Origin of the sequence: Cohnella sp. GbtcB17, from assembly GCF_019091135.1 — a bacterium.
Classification (GTDB): domain Bacteria; phylum Bacillota; class Bacilli; order Paenibacillales; family Paenibacillaceae; genus Cohnella.
This window is the reverse complement of the sequence record NZ_JAGXJW010000561.1, coordinates 1-230: the sequence shown is the minus strand read 5'-3', so window position 1 is coordinate 230 and position 230 is coordinate 1. Positions and strand designations below refer to the sequence as shown.

Genomic DNA, 230 nt, shown 5'->3' with positions numbered 1-230 from the left:
TCCCCCGCCCGCCTAGATGCCGAGCGTCGGGGTCACGAGTCGCACCGGGCCCGAGATCCTCCGCGCCATCGCGTAGCCCAGGACAAGCGGGGCCGCCAGCGCCAGGGCGCTGACGACGTACATAAGCGTCTGCCCATTGCGCTTCGCATCGGAGGGTTTTCGGGAGTCATCGCTGACGATTGTTGGTATGTCCTGTTCGATATTGCCTTGCGGTTTGCGGTAATCGATGG

Annotated in this window: 1 protein-coding gene; it reads right to left on the bottom strand. The window is 63.9% G+C overall.

The window, feature by feature from the left end:
* Nucleotides 1-12: 12 nt before the first annotated feature.
* A partial coding sequence (locus tag KVT38_RS34435) for a hypothetical protein (RefSeq protein ID WP_217598168.1) occupies nucleotides 13-230 on the bottom strand: 218 nt, incomplete at its 5' end.